The organism is Butyrivibrio sp. AE3004 (assembly GCF_000703165.1).
Taxonomy (GTDB): domain Bacteria; phylum Bacillota; class Clostridia; order Lachnospirales; family Lachnospiraceae; genus Butyrivibrio.
This window is the reverse complement of the sequence record NZ_JNLQ01000001.1, coordinates 373,839-391,492: the sequence shown is the minus strand read 5'-3', so window position 1 is coordinate 391,492 and position 17,654 is coordinate 373,839. Positions and strand designations below refer to the sequence as shown.

The window sequence follows — 17,654 nt, the reverse complement described above, 5'->3', positions numbered from 1 at the left end:
AGGCTTTTTCATAGAGAGTACAACCCCAAAGGTACCCATTCCAAACGGACTCCTTTGGGGTTGTACATAAAAAACTCTGTCACAATAATGCACTGATCAGATCATTCATCAAAATTCAGCTCAGGATATTTTACAACAGCGCTCTTGTAGAATTCCTTTAACGCCTTTTCCTTATCACATTCGCCTCTGATATACTTTTTAAAGGTTTGCAAGAATGAATCATTAAGTCCTGCGTCATAAGGTCCTACATGGGACATATCGATTTTAGGCGCAGCCTGTGAAAACAGTTGGATGTGATTCTGTCCGTTTAGGAATTCCGACTTATAATCCGAAACAGCAAGAGAATCCATTCCTGATTTCGTATTTGTATAATCCTCAGTTTTCTCGGTAATATCAAGCATGATAGCCTTATCACATGTAAGCTTTCTTATGATGTCAGCTACAAGATCGGCATTGTCCGTTCCTCTCGCACCGGCAATCCATGTTCCGCCCCAGTACCAGGCTGCAGGCCCTTCACACACAGCCCAGTCACCATAGCCCGCTTCACCTGCATTTCCAAGAAGTGTGAAATTAATTCCCCATGTGGACATGAAGAATCCAAATACCTTTGATTCCGATGTCTGATCAAAATTCCAATCATCGGACCATTGGCTGGTATCACCCATCCAGCCATTCTCCATGTATTTTTTGCACATATCAGCCCATTCCAGTAGTTTGTCATCAATCTGTATCTTGGGTGAAGCCGCAGTAGGGTCATCTACCCAGGGATTAGTTACATTGTTTGAAAATACTCTGAAGCTGTCCTCTGTTCCGGAAAGCATCTTATAGCCATTTGCTGCCATTTTTTCCGCAACACTGTCAAATCCTGCCCAATTTGAGAGCATTGCCTGAACCTCATCAGGGTCATCCGTTCCCAGTACTTCCTTTGCAATCGATCTCTTATATGCGAAAAGTCCGGGAGTAGCCTGCCAGCTTGTTCCCTTTAGTTTTCCATCTCTTGTGGTAGCTATTGTCTTTGTGTACGGGTACTGATCAGCAAGTTCTGTCTCTGTAATTCCAAGGTCATTTATGACATCAAGCGTATAGTCAGATTCTACATATTTCAGAATATAGTCCGCTTCCATCAGGAACATATCTATCCTGCTGTCCTCAGGCCTATCCATATTCAGCAAAAGCTCTTCATCAAGAACATTCTGGTATGCATAATCATCAGATGGTGTGATGCTCCATTTAACCTTTACATTTCCAATTTGCCCGGTTCCATCTCCATTGTCAGTATATCCCGGATAAAAATCCGTCATACGTTCTTCAAACTCCGTATTCCAGCAGTAAATGTTCAGAACGCTTCCGCCATCGCTACAAACGGGAGCTTTATTATTTTCTTCCGCTGCTGCATCAGGGGTCTCTCCCTTACTCTTAGCGCACCCGAAAAGTGATAAAACAAGACAGGATACTAACGATACAGCAATCATGGTAGTCAGTTTTTTCATCTTCATGACAGCCTCCAATTCATTATCAGATATGTATCTCATTGATGCTCTCATCGAGAACCTTAGCGATATCATTCAGTTTGTCGCTTCCCTCTGCCACAACCTTCAGTTCATCAATAATACTTGTCATGGTATCTGATGTTTCCTGAGAACTTGCAGCATTTTCCTCAGCTATAGCCGAAAGACTTACAACAGTATTAAGGATATTCTCTCTTGCATCATTTAACCTGTCCGCACTATCCCTAATGCCTTCTGCGTTACTTAATGAATCATCAATACCATCACGTACGATTCTGAAAGCATCCTCAGTCTGCTCAACCAATTTGCTCTGCTGCTGCATAACACCTCTTACTTCATCCATTATTTCAACTGCCTTCATGGAGTTATCAACAAGCTCTCTTATAATGTCATCTATACTCTGTGCTGATTCACTTGACTCTGAAGCAAGCTTTGAAATCTGTGTAGCAACTACAGCAAAGCCTTTACCTGCATCTCCTGCTCTGGCTGCCTCTATGCTTGCGTTTAGAGACAAGAGGTTGGTTTCATCCGCTATGGCAGCAATAAGGCTGGCAGCTTCCTTAATCTTCTGAGCTGCCTGGTTGGTTTCATTAGTCTGCTCGTAAATTCTTTCAATTGAAGCGGTCGTATCCTTATTAATTCTGCCAAGTTCCTCAAGAATCGAGAATGCTTCTTCACTTGTGTTCTTCATATTATTGGCTGTCTCGGTAAGTCCGTTTACCTGCTCTCCGGTATCAAGGATCATCTTTCCGATTACACCTACGTCAGTATTAGCCTTTTGTGTCTCATCCGCCTGAGATGCTGCACCTGTAGCAATGTCACTGACCGCATTTTCAATATTGTTCGCATCATCGGAAGTATTCTGAGCACTCTGAGAAAGGTCTCCGGAGGTCTTATACAAAAGCGTACTCTGGGTCTGAATTTTCTCCACTATAGTAACAAGCTTTGTACGCATGGCTTCTACAGAGCCGGCAATAACTCCTGTCTCGTCTTTTCTTTTAACCAGTATTTCTGTTTCCTTATCATCAGAGAAGTCAAGATCACCGATTTTATCGACAAACTTTGCAACCGTATGAATTGGCTTTGTTATTCTTCGTGCCTCAACCCATCCGAAGAGAAGCATTACAACAAAGATAATGACACCGGTTATAAGTGCAAGCATTGTCATGTGATTAAGAGTTGATAGAAAATCCTTTTTCTCAACAGCAACAGTAAGAACATAGCCCTTATTACTTGCATAAAAAGCAGCTATCTCTTCAACACCGTTGAATGTATACTCAATAATTGCAGGTTCTGTAACTTTGCCTCCTGCGAGTGCCGTCGCAATACCTCGTATAGTCTCATTTTCAGTCTGACGTCCTATTTTGTCGTGATCAGGATGATAAAGCGTGATTCCATCGTCTCTCACAAGATAACAGTAGCTGCTATCACATCCCTCCATCCTGGCTCCCTGCAAAAAGGCTTCAAGTCTGGAAGGCACCTTACGTATATCTATGTCAAATTTTGTAAGGTTAACAGCTGTTTCCAAACGTGCTCCATACAATTGAGCTGTCATGAAAAGATAATTTGAATTAACCTTCTCCAGCTCCTGTCTGACAGGTATCGTAACCACTATCAGTATTGCCACAACCGTAGCAAATACCGCACCACCAATCGTACACATAATTCTGAAACCGATCGATGCAAAAATCGGAACCTGTCGATTTTTCGTTTGATTTGATACATTTTCAGTCATGGTTTTTCTCCAATCCCAATAAGTTAAATCGTGTTTTAAACACACTATTAAATTGTGCACTTTATTTTATTATTAAACTGATATACCCCATATTCAAATTAAATAACTATAAAAAATCATTAGATTTTTCTAACATCTACGAATAAACCTTGCGCATAGATCAATGGAAATCATTTACGTTATTGAGTATAATTATAATGACGTAAAAAATCGTTATATGAAAGGAACTCATATGGAAAACAATGCGTCTCGGGTACTTATAGTCGATGATATGCCGATAAACAGAATGATTCTTTCTTCTCTTCTGGCATCAAAAGGTGTTTTGTCAGATCAGGTTGAGAGCGGTCGGGAGTGCCTTGATATCTGCAAGGAAAAATCCTACGATCTGATCCTTATGGATCATCGCATGCCTGAAATGGATGGGGTTGACACATTTTTAGCCCTCCGAAAGGAGTTCGAAAAAAGAGGTGTCAATACCCCTGTGATCTGTCACACCACAGAAGAGGGACGTACAAATATTAATCTTTACAAGGCATCCGGTTTTGCCGACGTTCTTATAAAGCCGATTGACCCCAAACAATTATATGAAGTGCTCATGACCTATCTTCCCGAAAAAAGCTCCCTTGTTCAGGAGGTTCATGAACGCACTGTAGATTCTCTTATTAGCAATATGGAAAACAGCTCCGTTTCTGATGAAGAGCTGAAAGAAGAACTGGACAAGCTTCCTATTTGGTTAAAAACCGTACCTCACATCAATCTTGTGGAAGGAATATCAAATTGCGAAACAGCTGAAGATTATATTGATGCACTTTATGTTTTCTATTCTTCTATTGAAACAAAGTGCCGGGATATCGAGAAGCATTTAGTATGCGAAGACTGGACCATGTATAAATTATGTGTCCATTCCTTAAAGAGCATGGCCCGGCTTATAGGCGCAAAAACCTTGTCAGCAGCAGCTGCAGACCTTGAGGAAGCAGCAGAAAACGGCAACTATAGAAAAATAAGGAATGAAACCACTCAGTTCCTTAATACCTACAGATCTTTCACTAATCTTCTTTCAAAAATAAAGGACGATGAGGATATAAAACATCTTATCCACACATCCTCTGAACAAAGTGCAAAAAACGAAGATGCGGATTCTGATGAAGACATTAGCAAAACCATCCTGTTTGTGGTGGGTAATACCGGAATAATCCCTAAGAGTATAGAAAAAGCTCTCATTTCCGCAGGCTTTAAGGTTACTGTTATTTCCGATGAGCCCAACATGATAATCGCTTATCGGTCCAGAGTGGAGCAGATTATTTACTATCCGGAGACCAATGATAAATCCCACATCAAATTAACAATGAACCTGCTTGGAGAAATGTGTCAGGATGATTCAAAGATTTTGTGTCTTGCGGGAGACCCTCAGGATATCGATATAGCCATGTCTGCGGGCGGAGCAGCCAGAGTATCGCGTTTTTACAAGCGCCCTATCAACATGGATACCTTTATTGATGATATTAATTATTTTTCATATCTGTTATCCGAGTATCGCAGGGTCAAGACGATATTCATCGTAGATGATGATCCTGATTATCTGACCATTGTAGATCACTGGCTTTCATCTGTTTACCATGTATCAGGCTTTAACAGTGGTGATGATCTGCTCAAAGGACTAAAAGCAACCATTCCCGATTTGATACTGCTTGATTATGATATGCCCAACATGGATGGATATGAGCTCATGAAAAGAATCCGGACCAATCCGGATACAAACAATATCCCTATCATTTTCCTCACAGGAAAAAATGATAAGGAGCATGTATTTAGAATCCTTGAATATAAACCCGACGGATATCTCCTTAAATCCTCTCAGAAGGACAACCTTATTGATGCCCTTCAGAGATTTTTCTCAGAGGATTTGTTTAATAATTCGTTATGTACTGTATGGCCAACTACCATGTAGGGCAGCCTCTTAGTTTAATATTTCAGCTATGGCCGCAAGGAGCTTTGGCTTTCCTTCCGCCTTCGATATTACGCCGGCAGGTCTGCAATTCTCCATGATTTCCTGAGATGACGTATCATCCTTCCCTGTTCTGAAAAGGACAGGGATATTTTTTGATGAGTCATTCTCTCTTATAGCATTTAACGTGGCAGGACCATCCATATCCGGCATTCCGTAGTCAAGTAGAATAATGTCAGGTGCTTTTTCAGAAATTGAATTTAACGCAGCTCTTCCCGAAGTCACCGCAGATACCTCATATCCACCGCGCTCAAGCCACCTGGACACAATCTTTAGCATATCTTCATCATCATCCACAAGTAAAATATGTTTCATTGAAATCCTCCTGTTTTCAATAACCGACTTTCTACTAAATCATAACCATTTTTTATAACATTACAGTTAAAAAGTAATAAAAAAATGATTAATTAGCTTCAGGGAGCAATTTAGTAGTATGATAATAAAAAAATTGGAGGTACAGACATGGGAATACAATCAATAGATGCTGAAGATGATCAGTTTGCATACCGCTATGATACTCAGCTTTTGATCGACAGAAGAGATCAGGATTTAGACGAGGATGAAATCGCGGAATACATCACAGATCACTTTGAAGGAAACAGTCTGATCGCTGCAGGTGATGAAGAACTGATCAAGATACATTTTCATACAAACGAACCCTGGAAAATTCTTGAGTATTGCAATACTATCGGTGAAATCTATGATATCGTCGTTGAAGATATGATAAGACAATCAAACGGGCTTCAGGGCTAAGAAAACACGTATCTGTGGAAAAACATTTTCACAGGTACGTGTTTTATATTTACTCGCTTTTATGATTCATTTAAACGTCACAAATGATCCCTCCCGGCGTTTGCTTTCGTAAGCACCCTCGTCGGCTCTTGTGTAAAGGGACTCAAAAGAGTCAGTATTATCACATAAATAAAAGCTTGCTCCGACACTCATGCTTATTTTTCTCTCTCCCAGCTCAGGGATACTGATTTTATCCAGATTATTAAAGAATCTGTCTATGATCAAACGACCGGTTTTCTTACTTATAACTCCCTCTGAAAAGGCTGCAAACTCGTCACCGCCCAGTCTGAAAACCACATCATTATTTCTGAAGGATGACTTCATACATTCAGCAATGGCGATGATTACCTTATCGCCTGTCTTATGGCCAAAATTGTCATTTATAGATTTGAAATTATCAGCATCCATAAGGCAGAACATGCCTGTTCTTCCCTCAGCCATAAGGCGCTTAATTTCTGCTTCTCCGCTGCCTCTGTTACGGATTCCTGTCATGCTGTCTGTCTCTGATTTTTTTCTGAGACTTTCCTGGCGCTTTCTATCCTCGTCAATGGACTCGAAAGCAAGAAGCACCTGAGAAAGTTTACCTTTATCATCGTGCTCCACAGCAATAAATCTGATGCGCATCCAGCATCCCTTATAGTCCAAAAATTCCTGCGAAATTGAATTTACACCCTGCATTCTTGCATCAAGAGTCTCAGGCTCCATAAAACTTACAACCAGATTTCTGGATTGGTCTGAGAACATGGTTTCCGCCATTGTTCTTGCATTTTCCTTAAAGGTCTTTGAGGACTGACTTATCATTAAGTCATCCCTGGTTTCATTCATTCTGATGAGCTTTAAGGTATCTTTTTTCAGATCTATTTTCAGAACACAGGCATAAATATCTGCAATAGCATCAACTTCATTACTAAGCTCCACTGTGCGCCTGTTTTTTGCAGTAAGAATTAGGAAAATCATTAAAAGAATTGCTGCTGCAAGTAAAAGAAACACCCCCGTAATCATATAAATTGATCTTAGAGGAAAAAAAGCGATAGATTTGTCGAGAACAACAACAGTTTTCCATACGCCGTTTATATCCTCAACAAAAGCGATATCAGGCAGGTTATAATCCTGTAGATCAACAAAGTTGTCGTTTGTATTAAGAATGGCATCATAGATCTTTTTATCAATCTCTTCTCCATCATCATAGAGGTGCTTTTCGAGGTGAGAAGCCTCCGAATGGGCAATGATATATCCATCATAGTCAATAACAAAAGCTTCCTTTATGGTCTTGTCCTTGGCGCTGTCCTCCATCATTTTCTGAACACCATCAATGTAAATATCCATGGAAACCACACTCTCCTTGTCATCAAGGAGCTGGCTGATAGACATCATATACGCAAAAGTCTGGAGATTCATATATGGCTTTACGGCAACGATTTTCCCATCGCCTCTTACTGCATCAATGTACCAGGGACGGCTTAATGGATCATAGTCCTCCGGTGGTTCCCAACCGCTTCCATCAAGATATGTTCCCTTATAGTATCCATAAACACCTGTATTATTGTCTCTTATAACCTTTGCATAGGTCTCGGTTTCATTAATGAGATAGGCACCGACCTCCTCAGTAGTAGTACCCTCTTCTTCCATGGCATTTATTTTTGCAGCAGAAAAAGACACAGCATCCATAGGTATCCTCAGATAAGCGCTGAATTCCTGAGCCATTTCTCTTGTCCTGTTACGCCAAATACCTATGATATTCTGTTTGGACACGTCATAAAGAGCGTTAAATATGCGAATTATAATTACCATGACGATAACCAGAGCAGAAATATAAATGACTATCCTGCCCAAGCCAACCTTATTTTTTCGACTTTGCATCTACATAACCTCTTAAGGTTTTTCAGCTTAAATGCCTGATCCCTATAAAAACGCATAATTACATATGGTTATTCTACCCACTGCCAAATGCAAACGCCATAAAATGAATATTAAATAATAATAAAAACAAATAGGATGGCTTCTATTTGGAAGCTGACTGTAAATCCAAATTATGATGAAAATGAAGTAATAGAAGGCTGATTTGTATAGAGTAAACCAACACCCAAACAATAGATGGGGCTGTCTATGACAGCCCCATTGTATCGGTTTCTAGCTTTTATCTCATCTGCTCCACTTCATAAGCGGTTATATTATCCAAAACATAGATAACATCATCATCTGTAATTATGTACCGACCGTTGCCGGACTCAAAATATGTGAATGTGACTCCACTAACATTGAACCTCTCAGCATAGGTTGCACCTGTACGCTGCTCAGGAGCTACAGTGTATGTACCATAGAACTTCTTATTTCCATCAGCAATAAATGCTATATCCTGCTTGCCTGTATTATACAGAGCAACAACGATTTCATCCCCATCATTATTCGATCCAAATAAGCCTGTGACAAACTGTGATTCTTTAACAGAAGATGCCGGTACCTCAGCTGCAAACGCTGTACATGTCATCCCCTGTAAAAATAAGCCGATTCCAAAAATAATTGCTGTAAGTATTTTAAAACTTTTTTTCATGATTTTTATCCCCGCTTTTAACCTTTATGGTGTGTTTTTTTCTTTCAACAGGTAGAAGCTTATCAAGGTTTATATCACATATTTATCACTCTGCCTTGTCCGTCTACTGATTAATGTTTTTAAGCTTTTTTTATAAATGATTTAGCTTTTTGCCGTTTTTTGTACACATTTGGGGTATATCATTTTCAAAACCCAACCTATAGATTCCTTTATTTCTTCAAGGAATTCAGAAAGTCATAAGTTTGATAACATGGTTGATGAGGGAGCCTATCATGAAAAAACTGAAATATAAAATAACTGAACCCCAATTGGAATATATAAAAGAACACACTTTTAACATAGTCTATGATAAGACTCTCTACTGGTTATTTTCAGAGCGCATGCCTATGCTCTATCCTTTCCTGACAAAGAAAAAGAAAGACAATGTGTCTCTTGAGGATCTTCTTGAATATTGCAAAAACCAGGGAATAGAAGTATATCCTATGACTTTTAGAAAAAACATCATATTTACAAATATTGGGGCTTATTTTGATATGCTAAAAATGAAAAAGCGCGGCATCCTCATAAAAAGCAATCAGGTTGCCGCACTCATAGTAGAATATTCTAAATATTGTATTTCAAATTTTCCTGCAGAAATACAGGATTTTTGAACGAATTTATATTTTTGCGTTCAAGAAATCAAATTTCCATACTGATTAAGAGTCAGTTCCAGATCAGCCTTAATCGTCTTATTAAGACAGAGTCTGACGTTTGTCATATCACTGAAATCCACAAACCTTTCAGCGGCTTTTCGAGTGTTTCCGCTCTTTATTTTTCTGTCAATAAGTCGCCCACGCAGCATGTTTTCATCGGCCTTTATAGAGATTGTATAATCAGCATAATCCTTTATTTCTCTCCATCCGTCTTCATCAAGCAGCAGATAATTGCCCTCCAGAAGAACTATGTCTTTTTCCACTAAGATTGCGTTCTCAACGGGGTTGTGAAGGTGTCTGTCATAAGATGGCCAGGGTGTCTTTTCTTTCTCAAAAAGCTCTTTTATTCGTTGTTTTAATAAGTCCAGATCAAAGGTTATCGGTGCCCCTTTGATATCGACCATTCGCACTTCTGCTCCATCGCGGATTGTGTTATGTGTCAGCAGATACTCCTGCCTTCTGTGGAATCCATCCATCCCAATCGCCTGAAGGTCCTTAAATTCATCATGTTCCTCAGACAGCTTTTGTAAAAAACTGCACAGTGTACTCTTTCCGGCACCGGGAGGTGCTGCCAGCAATACAAGAAGTCTCCCACCCTTTTCCTTCTGAGACTGCGACAATTCTGATAGCAACGGTAGGAAAATATTATTAACTGATTCCTCGCTGTAGGATGCATCTACATCTATTCCGTTTATATTTACACGGTAGTTATGATTCATTTATAATCCGCCTTTTCTAAGCTTTCTTAATGTATTTGCCATTATCTCTTTTTTAATGACTACCGATAAGCCCTATCAAGTGACAGGTACATTACTCATCAAAAGTAAATCTGTCAAAAATACAGGTTTCTTCAGGATCATCTGAAATAAATTCAAAATATACAGCATGTTTTCCGATAACACCTGTTGTTATCTTTGCAGTAGCTTTGGTCACGTCACCATCAAATGAAAGCTCTGCAATTTCACGTCCCTGATAGGAATCGATGCGGACCTTGACCTTAACCTTCTTTGCCTCTTCAAGAATTACAGTAACCGTCTTCGGAGAATTAGCTCCAAACTGCAGGTACCTAAAGCCCACAGTTGTTCCATCCGTAATCCCCACAACAGGAGTGGAAAGATCATCTATTTGCTCGTAGGAAGGGCGTACATAGGCATGTTTTTTACTTCCGAAAATATGGCAGGCATAACCTGATGAAATCCATGAAAACGCATCAATGCCGTTTATATGAGGTCCCTGAGAGGTCATCTCCACAGGCTTTGTCGAAACCGGCTCTCCTCCGATAAACTTCACATCGCCAATATAAAGATTTCCATCGGTTCCCATAGCAACTTCGATTGGCTCAAGCATTGCCTGTCTCGAATACTCGTTTACACCTGTCTGGCGATGATAAAATACATACCACTTTCCGTTCACTTCCATGATTGACCCATGATTATTACCCCACTGGTAAGTCATGGTACCTTTGCCTTCAGAATCGTGAAGTATCTCTCCACCGTTAAAGCTTATGTCACCGCCATCATGAAAAGGTCCAAAGGGACTGTCGCTGAATCTATAAGAAAGAAATCCGTTATTTTCGGTGTAAACACCAAGCTCCGGAACCGGTTTCTCATATCGCTTTGAATATATGTAGACATATTTCCCCATAACCTTACGGGGACTTGAGGCTTCAAAAAATCCGTCAATCAATGAAATATGCCCATCGTCTACAGGATTCCACGGACAGGTTGAATGTCCGAGAGGATTCTCCACAAGTGTTCCTTCCTTTATTGTAGCCATGTCATCCTCAAGCTCGGCAATATAGCAGGGTGCAGCGCAGCCTCCCCAATATGCGTATACTCTGTCATCATCATCTACCAGAATACCCGGATCAAAACCAAGCTTTGTCTCCACAGGATTTTCAAAAGGTCCCCAGGGTGTTTTAGAGCTTGCAACTACCACAAGACTTCCGCAATGTTCCGTAGCGTACATGTAATAGGTATCACCGCGTTTTACAACATCCGGTGCATAAAGTACGGAATCATAGTGTGTCTCATAAGCTACACCATGGCAGGTCCAATCAGTAAGATCCTCAACAGGTGCAGACCATACCACATAGTTTCTGCCACAGTACTTATCCTTTTCAATATCATGTGATCCGTATACGTATACTCTTTTTTTATTGTCATGTTCAAAAACTCTCGGCTCGCCATCCGGAACATGCTCCCAGAGCGGCATATACGGATTAGCCCCCTTTATAAACTTCTTCATATCAAAAACCTCCTCAAAAAACTATTACAAAATTCCCGTAAAACATAGTCAATATTTTCATTCAAAAACAGCTCAAATTCAAGTGGATAAACGAAATCTCCTGAGACGAGGACAATTTGTAACCATTCTTAATCTGTCCTGCGCTTTTTAAGATCGTTTTTATTCTCGTACATATTCTTATCCGCACGCGTAAATACCGATGCTACGCTGTCATCGTTTTCATAACTGGATGTTCCGCAGGCTATTACAATTCCACCATCTCCAAGTGCTTCTTCATTGCGTTTCCTGATAATATTTACAAGTTCAGTAATGTTTTTGTAATCCTCTCCCTTAGAAATTACCACAAACTCATCACCGCCTATGCGGTACACCGGACTAAATTTAAACTCTCTGCATATAATAGAGCAGGCATTACGAATGTAGTCATCTCCTGCCTTATGACCTTTAGTATCATTAATTTTCTTCAGGTCATTAACATCGAATATCGTAACGGCAAATTCAGGACATTCCCCGCTCATGATGAGATTATCCAGCTTTCTCTCTTCATCCTGATATGCATTTTTATTTTTTACACCGGTCAATGCATCAATGTGAGCCTGACTCTGAACCTTTGCAAGACGCTCCGTATATTCGTTCTTGATGCGCATGGCATCGGTCACATCCTGACACAGTCCAAGCAGGCATTGACGCCCCGTATCATCTGTAAATTTCAGTTTTGTAGTTTGAAACCGTCTCTGATGTCCGGTAGCATCCGGCACATTTTCATAAAATATATAAGGTTTATCCATAGACAATGCTTTTTTATCATCCTCAATAAAATGCATTGCTGTATCCCAGTCAAAAATCTCAAAATCTGTCAGTCCCACAACACCATCCGGTGTCTCTTTATGCGCATAATCAGCAAAGGCCTGATTACAAGCCAGATATTTTCTGGTAACCACATCTTTTGAAAAAGTCATGGCAGGCATATTGGTAAGCAAAGCGGACACTGATTCCTTTAATTCCGCTATTTTCCTATTGGCATCCGCTTCCTTTTTCAGACGCTCATTCTCTTCCTGAAGCTTGAAATATTTTTCAGACCTATCGGAAATATCATCAAACTGCGTTTCCTCTATATCTGAACTATCTTCCACATTCCATTCATGCAAAAGATCAATTTCATCTTCCATGAACTTCACAAAATCATCAGGTGGAATAGGCCTTGAAAAATAAAAGCCCTGCTCATAATCACAGCCCATCTCTGCCATCTTTTTCTTCATTTGGGCTGTCTCTATTCCCTCTACGACCACTTCCATATTAGCATATCTGAAAAGCCTCATTAAATCAGGCAAAAAATCAGCTTTACCAGCAAAATAAGATTCCGTAAAAGTCATATCTACCTTTACAACATGGATTGGAAGATTCATAAGACTTGTGAGATTAGAAGCTCCTGTCCCGAAATCATCAAGTGAAAGCTCAGCACCAACAGCCTGAAGCTCCGCTATCTGCATCTGAATCATTTCATAGTCATCCACCATGGATTCAGTTATCTCAAAATCAAAAATGTCCATTGGTACATTATGTTTAGCAGCAATATCGGAAAATTCTCCGGATAAATTATGGTTCATGCACTGTGTGGGCGAAAGATTTACATTTATAAAATCAATCCCAAGTTCAGAAGGGTCTATCCTTTCCAGAAAAATGCAGACCTTTTCAAATATCTGCCTTCCAATTTCCATAATATCGCCATTTTTTTCCGCAATCGGAATAAAATCAAGTGGCGGAATATCCCCGATAACAGGATCCTTTAATCTCGCAAGTGCCTCTGCTCCGCATACCCTTCCCTCTTTAGTACCGTAAATAGGCTGAAAATATACTTCAAAGCGATTGTCTGAAACAGCGTTTTTTATAGCTCTTTCCACAGCTTTTTGCTTTTTTACTCCCTCAATCAGTTTATCCGAAAATACATAATTTCCCCGCCTATTTTCATTATATGCATTTGCAATACCATATCTTGCAAGATCACCTGTAAGTAGCTCATTATTCAATATCAGATAATCCGGCAACAACATAGCAGAAAGCTTCAGCGGTATATCACCATAATAAAATCTCTGTTGAATATCATACTGCTCCTTCCAGTCCTCCATAATCATTCTGGGATCGGTTTGGAGACGCCCTTTCATAAAAATAACAAAGTTTCCGTTTCGGGTATAAAAATGATAAGCCTTTGGATAAGTCTTAATTAGCCAGCTTGCAACGGCCCTCAATCCGTCGTTCACCTTATTAATGCTGTATACCGATTTGGATGCTTCATAATTGTGAATGGAGATTGTCATAATACTGAAAGGTCTCTTATTTTCCCAATAGTCAAGCCCGATTCGGTCCAAAGCATTCTTATTCATGAGTCTTGTCCTGCTTTCTCTGTATAGATCAGGATTCTCTGAGGTCAGGAAAATAATAAGGATTGCTATAATGCTGAAGTAACTGGTCACAAGCATATGATAAAACTGTTTCCTTATCAGTATTCCAAACAGGAGAACAACATTGAAGGAAAAAAGGCCCGCTTTCATCCTTCTTGATAGTTTTAACCAATTGTATATTACCAGTATTAGTGAGATTATCAGATAGAAATATGTGCTAAAATAAATGATTTTATATAGAAAACAGTTATGATAGCCGTCTTCCGTAAACGTATATATAGTTGCTGTCCATGGCGTAGACAGTATCAAAAAACAGGCTGTGGCAGCCGGAATTGCTGTCACGATCCTGAAAATATAATTGTTTCTATGACTGTGTGCGGACTCTGCCGTATACGCAAAAAGAGCCCATCCTCTTATGATAAACCCAAGAAAATAGGCATGATTTATGGCATACATAATCCATAACGGAAAAGCTGTCCATATCTCGTTCATCTCACAGGAGATAATGTCAGCGGAGGTCATAACAAGATTTGCAACCATAACAAGCCAGAAACAGGTGCTCTGTCTTATAGGCAGATTCCTTCTGACTCCATAAAAAACAAGCAATATAATCTGAATAGGAATTGTTGCTAACGCAAAGTCATAGTTGAAGGGACTGATCCAATTAATCATGTACCTCCTCCTCTTTAAAACATTTCATTAAAATTCCAAAGCATCGAATTTTTGTAACAGCTCCCGTATTCTATCCAGATAGCTGCCGATCAATTCTTTATCTTTATCAGTCAGTCTCTCCTGCATATGGATTTTATGTACCATCCTGATGTAGCATAAAAAGGCGGCTTTCTCTATCACTTTTTTTAGTCGGTCTTCGTCGTCTGTATCCAAATAGGATCTTAGGAAGCAATCAAAAAACTGTTTTGAGATCTCATATGAAAAACCCATAAAATTTTCAATAACCGAAGGATCATTTTCTCCAAGTATCACATAAAAATAGTAAATATCACTGATTTCAAAAATAGGATGTCCGGTGGAAAGTCTGTCCAAATCTATAAGTAGCAGTTCTCCGTTATGTAAAAATACATTTCCTGTATGAAAATCTCCATGAACAAGATTATTTGTATTTGGAACATTATCAATCAATTCTTTACATTTTTTAGCAAGAGCTTCATCCTCAATTTCCACTCCGCCGAAAAGATAGTTGTTAATCCGGCTCTTTACCGATGTGAATCCATCTTCCTTACTAACCTTAATATTGTGGATTTCCCGGCAAATATATGCCATTTTTTTAGCATACTTTTCAGCCAGCGCAGGATTTTTTGCAATCAGTGTCGAAATTGTCTCTGAATCAAGCAGTTCATACATTGCTCCATATCTGTTACCTACAGACACAATACCAAAGGAAATCGCTGTCGGCACGCCTAAAACAAAGGCTTTTCTGCTATGTGCTATTTCCCTCTCCACATCACGATATGTATTATTCTGATTGAAGACCTTGATTACCAGTTCATCATTATAGCGGTATACCTTGCTTTTAGATCCCCATCCGATCATTTTACAGCCATCTATAGAAACCTCTTTATATTTCCTGTATCTGGCTTTTCTATAATCAAAGGTTCCCGGCCATATAAAATTGACATGTTTAATGAACTCTTTAAATGCTCCGGTCTTGTTCAGAGATAGTTCCACTATCTCGCCAATACTTTGGTAGTACCATCTATGCTGTTCCGGATCGCTCTGATTAAGCGATTCCCATATCTCCTCACCTTTCTCGGAATATGCTCCCGCCAGAGACCTGATGTTAGAGAGCTTGTCAGCCAGCCAGAGCATCTTTACTCCTATATCAGAACTGTTTTTAAGGACAAGCAGTGATTCTTCCTTTCGCCGTTTCCATGATGTACCACGACTCTCCTCCGGATACTTATTCTCGGATTCGGAATTTACAAGATCTGCCACTCTTTTCCCAAATCTCTTTTCTATCTCGTTCAGAGTACCATCAGTATCCTCTACAATATCGTGAAGTATTCCGGCAGTTATGATATCCTCATCGTCTGTCATTGTAGAAAGGATTTGCGCCACCTCCAGGGGATGCAAAATAAAAGGTTTCTCTCCCAATTTGCGAGTCCTTCCCTGATGCATGATAGTCGCATAAATAATAGCTTCCTCAATTTTTTCCATATATTTTCCGTTCCTTAGGAACCCCCTGATTACCCCTTTGACAAAACTTTAATATGTCAATTATTTATCTTTTTATTGATAACAAGGTCCAGGTCATGCCCTTTAATACTAACCTTAATATTATCCGCAAGATGGGTTACAAGTGATTTTTCAAGTTCATCCCATTCTACTTTTGCTCCTTCGGCTATATCCTTGTTCTTTCGAAGACGCTCCTTATATGCCTCAAGTGACCATGTAAGGTCTCCGTTAGAATCAGCCACAATAGTATCAAGCAAATATTCCGGGGTATCATCTATTGGCATAGGCTCAAAAAAAGCATGCATTTTGCCCATTATTCCACGATGTGCTTCATTTTTACCATTGGTGGCAGCTGAAATCAGTTGCTTTTGCTGTTCTCTGTCAAGCAAAGTAATGGTCTTTAGATGGAATATACATTCTTTTCCGGAAACCTCCGCCCAGAACTTACCCTCAAGTCCACCAATAATAGAATGCACCATGTTCATCATCTCTTCTCCGAGTAAATGAAGATGCAACGCTTCCCTTTCAGATACCTCAAGCTGCTCTGCTATTTTATCAATCTGTTCGAGCGCATCTTCTATCCCATATCCCTTGTTAGACACCAGAATTATATCAGTTTTCATTTTTTATTCTCCTGTGCACTTAGACCTAATAGATTCGGTTATCTGCAGACGCACCACTCATGCCCCGCACCCTTACACTGAATATATCAAACTATCTATATGATTATTATATTCGGCAAAGCGTCAATTATCCTATAAAAAAAATATAAACCGATTCTTAATTCTTCATGCCTGTGCCTCTTTTAATAAAAATCCCTTAATGTCTATATCATTCTAATACAGGAAATCCATGCAATATAGCGGTTTTCCTTCTACGTAATCTGTATGAAAATCACTGACTGCCTTCAGAATGATTTTTGCGCTCATGGACGTATCGCGCCTTTTATCTATATAGTATTCTGTGCCATCATCGCTGAAAGCTACTCTTAACCACTCAGGCATAAGGACAACCTGAACTCTTATATCTCCTGATGCTGAATACGCATCCATTATGCGTTCCGTAAGCATTTCCTCAACAGCAAGTCGTATGGACATTGCACGCTTTGCTGAATATCCCACAGACGATGCCAGATCATTTATAAGACTGGTGACGGGAACAATATTTTCTCCGCCTCTTATGATCACGTCTTTTATTCGTCCGGATAAATGAAGAAAACCGTCTTCATCAAAAAAGCCAAGCTTTTTTAATTCTTTTGTATCGGCATTTGTCTTTATGGCAAATGCATCATAATTTTCACTTTCATCATAGGGAATCTTCGAAGTTATAATTCCCTCATCACTGTATTCTTTTCCATCTTTTTCGCAAAAATAATGGTAAAGCGTGGCTTCAATAAACCGGTTTAGTCCAAGCCCATCGCACAGTCCATGAAACATCGAAAAACTCATCACGTTGTCATGATATGTTACATCAAGCATATGGTAGTTTGTTTCTTCACCGCCAATTACTCTGGGTTTGTTTGATTTTGCAAT

14 protein-coding genes are annotated in these 17,654 nt (G+C 39.6%); 3 read left to right on the top strand and 11 right to left on the bottom strand.

The annotated features are described in order from the left end of the window. Nucleotides 1–101: 101 nt before the first annotated feature. Together BV60_RS0102010 and BV60_RS0102005 are read right to left on the bottom strand one after the other, a co-directional pair. On the bottom strand, nt 102–1,532 hold the full coding sequence (locus tag BV60_RS0102010) for a carbohydrate ABC transporter substrate-binding protein (RefSeq protein ID WP_242840924.1): 1,431 nt from the start codon (nt 1,530–1,532) through the stop codon (nt 102–104). Beyond that, complete coding sequence (locus tag BV60_RS0102005; protein ID WP_051656442.1) at nt 1,516–3,243, bottom strand: methyl-accepting chemotaxis protein; 1,728 nt, start codon at nt 3,241–3,243, stop codon at nt 1,516–1,518. Before BV60_RS0102005 ends, BV60_RS0102010 begins: the two co-directional genes overlap by 17 nt. A gap of 163 nt (nt 3,244–3,406) precedes the next feature. Here BV60_RS0102005 and BV60_RS0102000 point away from each other — a divergent pair, with 163 nt between their 5' ends. Beyond that, nucleotides 3,407–5,191, top strand: coding sequence for a response regulator (locus BV60_RS0102000; RefSeq protein WP_029319143.1), 1,785 nt, complete (start codon nt 3,407–3,409; stop codon nt 5,189–5,191). Between the two features lie 9 nt (nt 5,192–5,200). Here the strand turns inward: BV60_RS0102000 and BV60_RS0101995 are convergent, their stop codons facing one another. Then, nucleotides 5,201–5,563, bottom strand: a complete 363-nt coding sequence (locus BV60_RS0101995) for a response regulator (protein WP_029319142.1) — start codon at nt 5,561–5,563, stop codon at nt 5,201–5,203. 147 nt (nt 5,564–5,710) lie between these two features. Here BV60_RS0101995 and BV60_RS0101990 point away from each other — a divergent pair, with 147 nt between their 5' ends. Beyond that, nucleotides 5,711–6,001, top strand: a complete 291-nt coding sequence (locus BV60_RS0101990; protein WP_029319141.1) for a hypothetical protein — start codon at nt 5,711–5,713, stop codon at nt 5,999–6,001. Between the two features lie 66 nt (nt 6,002–6,067). Here BV60_RS0101990 and BV60_RS21535 read toward each other — a convergent pair whose 3' ends face one another. Continuing rightward, nucleotides 6,068–7,900, bottom strand: coding sequence for a sensor domain-containing diguanylate cyclase (locus tag BV60_RS21535; RefSeq protein ID WP_051656441.1), 1,833 nt, complete (start codon nt 7,898–7,900; stop codon nt 6,068–6,070). Nucleotides 7,901–8,177: 277 nt separating this feature from the next. Then, the gene (locus tag BV60_RS0101980) at nt 8,178–8,591 is read right to left on the bottom strand and encodes a hypothetical protein (RefSeq protein ID WP_029319139.1); all 414 of its coding nucleotides are present in this window, start codon (nt 8,589–8,591) and stop codon (nt 8,178–8,180) included. 272 nt (nt 8,592–8,863) lie between these two features. On the opposite strand from BV60_RS0101980, the gene BV60_RS0101975 reads away from it, so the two are divergent. Continuing rightward, nucleotides 8,864–9,241: a hypothetical protein gene (locus tag BV60_RS0101975; RefSeq protein ID WP_029319138.1), complete on the top strand. Its 378-nt coding sequence runs from the start codon at nt 8,864–8,866 to the stop codon at nt 9,239–9,241. A gap of 20 nt (nt 9,242–9,261) precedes the next feature. Here the strand turns inward: BV60_RS0101975 and BV60_RS0101970 are convergent, their stop codons facing one another. The 6 genes from BV60_RS0101970 to BV60_RS0101945 all read right to left on the bottom strand — a co-directional run bounded on the left by BV60_RS0101970 (nt 9,262) and on the right by BV60_RS0101945 (nt 17,600). Continuing rightward, nucleotides 9,262–10,002, bottom strand: a complete 741-nt coding sequence (locus BV60_RS0101970) for a nucleoside/nucleotide kinase family protein (protein WP_029319137.1) — start codon at nt 10,000–10,002, stop codon at nt 9,262–9,264. A gap of 91 nt (nt 10,003–10,093) precedes the next feature. Further along, complete coding sequence (locus BV60_RS0101965; RefSeq protein WP_051656440.1) at nt 10,094–11,530, bottom strand: family 43 glycosylhydrolase; 1,437 nt, start codon at nt 11,528–11,530, stop codon at nt 10,094–10,096. Nucleotides 11,531–11,658: 128 nt separating this feature from the next. After that, a complete protein-coding gene (locus BV60_RS0101960; protein ID WP_029319135.1) occupies nt 11,659–14,601 on the bottom strand; it encodes a bifunctional diguanylate cyclase/phosphodiesterase in 2,943 nt (980 codons plus the stop codon). Nucleotides 14,602–14,628: 27 nt separating this feature from the next. Then, nucleotides 14,629–16,104 (bottom strand): HD domain-containing protein, encoded by a 1,476-nt coding sequence (locus tag BV60_RS21530; protein ID WP_051656439.1) that lies wholly within the window; start codon nt 16,102–16,104, stop codon nt 14,629–14,631. Between the two features lie 56 nt (nt 16,105–16,160). After that, nucleotides 16,161–16,745 (bottom strand): hypothetical protein, encoded by a 585-nt coding sequence (locus tag BV60_RS0101950; RefSeq protein ID WP_029319133.1) that lies wholly within the window; start codon nt 16,743–16,745, stop codon nt 16,161–16,163. Nucleotides 16,746–16,958: 213 nt separating this feature from the next. Continuing rightward, nucleotides 16,959–17,600, bottom strand: coding sequence for an ATP-binding protein (locus BV60_RS0101945; RefSeq protein WP_156035908.1), 642 nt, complete (start codon nt 17,598–17,600; stop codon nt 16,959–16,961). Between the last annotated feature and the right edge of the window lie 54 nt (nt 17,601–17,654).